This is a genomic window from Thermoflexus sp. (assembly GCF_034432235.1).
Taxonomy (GTDB): Bacteria; Chloroflexota; Anaerolineae; order Thermoflexales; family Thermoflexaceae; genus Thermoflexus.
On sequence record NZ_DAOUCJ010000042.1, the window covers coordinates 23,098 to 30,102 of the forward strand.

A 7,005-nucleotide genomic window follows, 5' to 3' on the forward strand; every position below is an offset into this window, starting at 1 on the left:
CCATCGTTGCCGATCGCTCTGGGCGGGCGGATCTCCTGTCAGGAATGCCGCCGGCCCTTATCCCATCCAGTAGCAAAGCCTTTCCGCGAAGGCAGCCAGGGTGCGCTGACCGTGGCCGTGGAAGTGTCCCTGGCAGTGATCCGCGTCGAAACGGCACTCGCCCACCGGGCGAGCGCTGAACTTGCGGATCTTCCGTTGTCTCTCCCAGGCCTCCAGCCAATCCGCAGGGGGCATACGACCCAGCGCTTCCAGGGCTGCTGTGATCTCCCGGCGGATGGCGGGGGCCACCTCCACCGACCAGGGTGCTTCCCATGCGTTCGGCAGGAAACGCGCGGCCCATCGGTTGAGGGCTCGCATGCGCTGGTAGATCGGCATGCCGGCGATCGGGATCATCTGGGTCAGCTCATGGGCGGTGAACAGATTTTGATCCTCGAGGACGAGCGCTCGTTCGGAGAGGAAGTAGTTGGGGCAGAGGGTCCGACCGTGCCGGGCGGCCCAGCGCACCACCGTGATGGCCATGGCCCGGCAGAGCCAGAGCCGTCCGGGCGCAGTGATGATCAGGTAGTCGATGTCATCGCCTTCCGGCACGTTATCCATCGCCAGCGCCCCGGTCACCGCCACCATGCGGGTGTAGGGCAGGGCAGCCAGAATCCGGCCGTAGCGCAGAGCATAGGGCCACAACCGGGCTGCTGCCCGCGCGCGTTGCCGTCGGAGCTGGCTGAGCGGTTCCCGGCCGCGGAGAGTCCACACCCCATCACACTGGGAGATCCGCTCCCGCAACCAGGAGCTCCGCGCGATGCGCTCGCCCACCTCGGCGAGCGAAGCCGGGATGGCGATCAGGTAGCGATGGATTTCCTCGAGCGTCAGGGGGTAGTCGAAGAGATCCGCATAGACCAGGGCGCCCAGGACCGCGCCATCGATGGGATCCGGCGCAGGGAGAGGGAGGCGGAAGCGGAGAGGGAGCTTCGGATCTTCGCGAACGCCCAGCATAGCGATCCCGATCCTTCCTGCGTTCTATCCACTGATACGCAGGGGGATCGGGGGCGGATTGTTGGGATCTGGCCATAGGGAAGGGCCGAGCATCTTCCCTTGCCTATTGCCGGTCAGGGAAATAAAGGGACCGCCTCATAGAAACAATGAGGCATGGTCCATATGGATTGGGCGGTGTCATCTTATAACGATGGGGGTTGGATGAACGCCTCGGTGGGATCCGGGATGAAGAGGCCGGATGGTTCTGGCAGGGCATGGATCAGGAGATCGGGGATGGGCATGGATTCCGGCGGGGGCAGGAGGATAGAAGCCCGACCCCGGGGTCGAATGCGCCGGAAACAGGCTACGGGCTCCGGCCAGCGTTCAAGGAGCGCCCGGGCCCGCGGGCTGCCCGTGAACCGCAGATGACGCTCCAGCATCCCGTATAGAAAGGCGATCTCTGTGGGATCCTCCACCGGGTCGATCTGCACGAGTTGGGGATTGTAGCGCCGCTGCAGCTCTTCCAGCTCATCCAGAACGTAAGCCACGCCGCCTGTCATTCCAGCGCCGAAGTTATCCCCCACGGGGCCCAGGATGACAACGCCACCCCCGGTCATATACTCGCAGCCGTGGTCGCCCACGCCTTCCACTACCGCCCAGGCCCCGCTGTTGCGCACCGCGAAGCGATCGCCGGCCCGCCCGGCCGCGAAAAGCCATCCGCCGGTGGCTCCATACAGGGCGGCGTTCCCGATCAACACCGGGGAGGGATCCCGCAGATCGCGGGGTGGACGGATGATGAGCTCGCCGCCGCCCAGCCCCTTGCCCACGCCATCGTTGGCCGCCCCGATCAGGATCAGCCGCATGCCCCGATGGGCAAAGGCCCCGAAGCTCTGGCCCGCTTCCCCCACGAACATCAACGTGACGGTGCCTTCGGGCAACCCTTCCTCCCGGTAGCGCCGGGCGATCTCTCCCGCCAGCCGCGCGCCCACCGCGCGATCGATGTTCCGGATCCGGTAGATCCCCCGCGCCGGTCGGCCCTCACTGAGCGCATGGATGGCATCCCGCACAATCTGGTCGTTCAGGGCGAAGGACCAGACCCGGGGGGCAGCGGGGACCGCCGGGGGCGGCGTTGCGGCGCGGAGCACAGCCTCCCAGTCCACGCAGTCATCCGTTGCCCTCAAGAGATCGGTCCGCCCGATCAGTTCCCCCAGGCGGGCATAGCCCATCGAGGCCAGGATCTCTCGCACCTCATAGGCCACCATGCGGAGGTAGGCCATCACGTGCTCCGGGCGCCCGGCGAACTTCGCCCGACGCTCTGGGTCCTGGGTGGCGACGCCCGTGGGGCACGTGTTCTGATGACATACCCGGGCCATTACGCATCCCAGGGCGATGAGGGGCACTGTTCCGAAGGAGAATTCATCGGCCCCCAGAAGGGCGGCGATCACCACATCCCGCCCAGTGCGCAGGCCCCCGTCCACCCGCAACCGCACACGGTCCCGCAACCCGCAGGCCACCAGCATCCGGTGCGCTTCTGCCAGGCCGATCTCCCATGGCATCCCAGCGTTCTTGATCGAGGACCAGGGGGAAGCGCCGGTCCCGCCGGCGTGGCCGCTGATCAGAATGATATCCGCCCCGGCCTTGGCCACGCCGGCCGCGATCACCCCCACCCCAATGGTGGAGACCAGCTTCACGGAGACCTGAGCCCGAGGGTGGATGGCCTTGAGGTCGTAGATCAGCTGGGCCAGATCCTCGATGCTGTAGATGTCGTGGTGAGGGGGCGGCGAGATCAGGTCGATGCCCGGCTGGGCGAAGCGCAGCCGGGCGATCTCCGGGGTCACCTTGGTGGCCGGGAGATGTCCCCCTTCCCCGGGTTTGGAGCCCTGGGCCATCTTGATCTGAAGCTCCTCTGCGGAGATCAGGTAATACGGGGTGACCCCGAAGCGGGCGGAGGCCACCTGCTTGGCCCGGCTGTTGCGTTCGGTCCCGTAGCGCTCTGGATCCTCACCGCCCTCCCCGCTGTTGGAGCGCAACCCCAGGCGGTTCATGGCGATCGCCAGGGCTTCGTGGGCCTCCGGCGAGAGCGCCCCGTGGGACATCGCCGCTGTGGAGAAGCGGCGGAGGATTGCCTCCTCCGGCTCCACCCGATCCCGCGGGATCGGCGGGCGGTCGCTCTCCCAGCGCAGCCGGTCCCGCAGATCCACCGGCTCCCGATGGGCAAGGGCGGCGAAGTCCCGATAGCGACGATACGCCTCGGGGAAACCTTCCCCCAGCGCGTCCGGGGTTCGCACCGCTTCCTGAAGCGCCCGGATGGCCTCCGGGTTCAGAGCGTGGAATTCCCCCCGTGCCCGATGCTTGTAGAAACCTGGAGAGGGCAGTTCGGGACGTTCCGCGGCGAAGGCCGCCGCATGCCATGTCTGCACGCGCCGGGCGATCTCCTCCAGGCCGACCGGGCCGAAGACCGCCGGCGTGCCGGCGAAGGCCCACTCCACCAGCTCCCGTTCCAGTCCGATGATCTCAAAGATCTGGGCCCCGGTGTAGGCGTCCAGGGTGGAGATCCCCATGCGGGCCATGACCTTCAGCAGGCCTTTTTCGATCGCATGGATGTAGTGCCGGATCGCTTCCTCAGGGGTTTCCGAGCGCCCACCTTCGCGTTCCCGCGCCGCCATGGCCGCCACGGTCTCGATGGCCAGATAGGGGCAAACCGCCGAAGCCCCGTAGCCCAGCAGGCAGGCGAAGTGATGAACCTCCCGGGGCTCTCCGGATACGACGATCAGGCTGGCCCGGGTCCGCTGGCCGATCCGGATCAGATGGTGGTGCAGGACAGCAACGGCCAGCAGGGCTGGGATCGGCGCGCGCTGGGGATCCGCTTCCTCATCGCTCAGGATCAGCAAGCGGTAGCCCTCGGCAATCGCCTGCTCCGCGGCCTGACACAGCTCCTCCAGCGCTCGCCGGAGGCCGGTCGGGCCTTCCGCGATCGGCCACAGGATGGGCAACCGGCGCGATCGAAAGGCCGGGTCGGGCAGATCGCTCAGGGCCTGCAGCTGGGAAGGTGTCAGGATGGGGCTGGACAGCTCGATCTGGTGAGCCGCTCGCTCGTCGGGAGCCAGCAGATTGGCCCGCTCTCCCAGGAGCACGGTGAGGGACATCACCCGGGTCTCCCGGAGGGGATCGATGGGCGGGTTGGTCACCTGGGCGAAGCGCTGCTTGAAGAAGTTGTAAAGCGGCCGGGGCCACCCCGCAAGCATCGCCAGCGGCGTGTCATCCCCCATCGAGCCGATCGGCTCCTGACCGGTGCGGGCCATGGGGCGGAGGATCAGCGCCAGCTCCTCGGCGGTGTAGCCGAAGGCGATCTGTCGTCGAAGAAGAGCCTCCGGATCCGGAAGGGCAGGGGCCCCGGGAGGTTCCAGCAGGCGCACGCGATGACGGCGGACCCATTCCGCGTAAGGACGTTGAGCGCTGAGCTCCATCAGGAGCGCGCGGGGATCCTGGAACCGTCCGGTCTGGAGATCCGCGGCCAGCATCTGGCCGGGCCCGAGGCGCTCCAGCTTCAGGACACGTTCAGGGGGGATCTCCAGCGCGCCGATCTCCGACCCACAGTAGAGCAGACCGTCGATGGTGCGCAACACCCGCAATGGGCGCAGGCCGTTGCGATCGAGCAGCGCGCCTACGAAGCGACCATCCGTGAACAGGACGGCCGCCGGCCCATCCCACGGCTCTATCAAGCTCTGATGGTAGGCATAGAATCCCCAGGCCGCCTCGTCGAGATCCGGAGATTTCTCCCATGCTTCGGGGATCAGCATGCGCAGGGCATGGCGGATATCATAGCCGGAGTGGACCAGGAACTCCACTACGTTGTCCAGCATCGCGGAGTCGGAGCCGGTCCGATCGATAATCGGTCGCAGATCCTCCAGGGTGTCTCCCCAGATCGGCGAGGCCAGGGCCGCCTCCCGGGCCTGCATGCCGTGGATGTTCCCCTGAAGGGTGTTAATCTCGCCGTTGTGGCAGAGGGTGCGGAAGGGCTGGGCCCGTTCCCAGGCCGGCAGGGTGTTGGTGCTGAAGCGCTGATGGAAGATGACGAAGTCGGTTTCGAAATCGGGATCCGCCAGGTCCGGGTAAAATCGGGCAAGATCCCGGGCCAGGACCAGGGCTTTATAGACAATCGTGCGGCAGGATGCGGAAGCTACATAGAGGGGAATCCCCTGGCGGGCTGCGGTTCGCTCGGCTCGACGGCGGGCGCGATACAAGCGGCGGTCGATCCCCTCGGGGGTGTCGTTCCGCTCATCGGCCAGCAGCGCCTGAGCGATGAAGGGGCATGTGGCCCGGGCCCGTGGCCCCAGGATGTCTGGGCGGATGGGAACCGGACGCCAGGTCAGGAGGTGAAATCCCTCCCCGGCGAGCGCCGCGTGCAGGATCTCCCGGGCCTCCCTCTGCGCACAGGGCTCGGTTGGGAGGAAGGCCATGACAATGGCCAGGCGCCTCGGGTCGGGCGGACGGAGGCCCTGGGCCTCGAGGAAACGGAGGAACAGCCGGCGAGGGACTGCGATGAGCACTCCCGCGCCATCTCCCGTCAGCCCATCATCCGCGGTCGCCCCACGATGGGACATCCGCTCCAGCGCCTGAAGCGCCATGGAGAGCAACCCATGGTCCGCCGGCCCTCCCGGCCGGGCCAGCAGCCCGATCCCGCATGCATCCCGTTCCCTCCGCTCGAACCCCTCCATCGGATCCCCTCCATCCGATACAATTGAGGCGTTCCCTGGACTGCCTGGTCCGTAGAAGATAAAGAGGGCAATGAACACAGCGACCCGTCCCACCCCCTCACTTTCCCGCGGGCGTTGATGTAGATTTTGTGGAAATCCTGGATCCCTGTCATCCCCTATCCAGGCCATTTTGGGGCACCCAAATGGGCCATTTTTGTGGAAGGGGAGGGGCGATCCCCTTTGGGAATCGCGAGCGCCATAAAATTTAGGAGAGGGATCCTGGAGGTCGAGAGGGGTTCTTCGATGGGAGGCCGTATCCTGTTGATCGATGATGACGCGCTGCTCCGTCGCAGTCTGGCCTTCAGCCTGGAGCAGGCGGGTTTCGAAGTGCACACGGCGGCCACTGCCGAGGAGGGGCTGGCGATTGCCGCCCGGGAGCGGCCGGACCTGGTGCTCCTGGACATTGGGCTGCCGGGGATGGATGGCCTGGAGGCCCTGCGGCGTTTCCGGGAGATCCTGGGGCTCCCCGTGATCTTCCTCACCGCTCGCCGGCGGGAGCTGGACCAGGTTGTAGGGCTGGAGCTGGGAGCGGATGACTACATCACCAAGCCCTTCGATACCGATGTCCTGATCGCGCGCATCCGGGCGGTCCTGCGTCGGATTCGGTCGTCTCCCATGGTTTCCTCCACGCCATCTCCCCTCGTCGTTGGCGATCTGGTGATCGATCCGGCGGCGCGGACGGTCATGGTGGCCGGTCGCATGGTTTCCCTGACCCCGAAGGAATTTGATCTCCTCTACACGCTTGCCCTGGCCCCCAACCGGGTGCTGCCTACCGAAATGCTGCTCAATCAGGTTTGGGGTGCCGAATATGCGGGCCAGCCCGAGACCCTTTACGTGCATATCCGCTGGTTGCGGGAGAAAATTGAGGAAGACCCCGAGCATCCCCGACGGATCCTCACCGTCCGTGGGGTCGGCTACAAGCTGGTCCCCCAGGGATGAGGAGAGCGCCGCATGTTTCGCACGTTTCGCTCCCGCCTCCTGGTCAGCATGTTGCTTCCTTTCCTGCTGATCGCCCCGATCCTGGGGCTGACGCTCACGGAGCTGGTGGAGGAGCGTATTCTCCTCCCTTCCCTGGCTCAGGAGATGGCGGATCAGGGGGTTTTGATCGCCCGTCTGGGGACTGTCCTCCCAGAGATCTGGACGGACTCGGGAGCGGCGCAGGCGTTTCTGCAAGCGCTGGCGATCCGGCAACCTACTCAGGTGCTCCTGCTGGATCCCACGGGTCGCTTGCTGGCCGCCCCAGCGGAGGCCGGATTGGCGCTGGGGTCATCCGCTGGAG

General features: G+C 66.5%; 4 protein-coding genes. 2 read left to right on the top strand and 2 right to left on the bottom strand.

Going from position 1 to position 7,005, the window contains the following annotated elements:
- Window positions 1-57 precede the first annotated feature (57 nt).
- Window positions 58-990 (bottom strand): hypothetical protein, encoded by a 933-nt coding sequence (locus VAE54_RS05155; protein ID WP_322800868.1) that lies wholly within the window; start codon window positions 988-990, stop codon window positions 58-60.
- 182 nt (window positions 991-1,172) lie between these two features.
- The gene (gene gltB / locus VAE54_RS05160) at window positions 1,173-5,780 is read right to left on the bottom strand and encodes a glutamate synthase large subunit (protein WP_322800869.1); all 4,608 of its coding nucleotides are present in this window, start codon (window positions 5,778-5,780) and stop codon (window positions 1,173-1,175) included.
- 189 nt (window positions 5,781-5,969) lie between these two features.
- Between gltB and VAE54_RS05165 the strand changes: the two genes are divergently transcribed.
- Both VAE54_RS05165 and VAE54_RS05170 read left to right on the top strand, forming a co-directional pair.
- Window positions 5,970-6,665, top strand: coding sequence for a response regulator transcription factor (locus VAE54_RS05165; RefSeq protein WP_322800870.1), 696 nt, complete (start codon window positions 5,970-5,972; stop codon window positions 6,663-6,665).
- 12 nt (window positions 6,666-6,677) lie between these two features.
- On the top strand, window positions 6,678-7,005 hold a 328-nt coding region (locus VAE54_RS05170; RefSeq protein WP_322800871.1), incomplete at its 3' end, for a hypothetical protein.

Coding starts and splice junctions, on each gene's coding strand:
- VAE54_RS05155 (WP_322800868.1), bottom strand. CDS start 990: ATGCTGGGCGTTCGCGAAGATCCGAAGCTCCCTCTCCGCTTCCGCCTC.
- VAE54_RS05165 (WP_322800870.1), top strand. CDS start 5,970: ATGGGAGGCCGTATCCTGTTGATCGATGATGACGCGCTGCTCCGTCGC.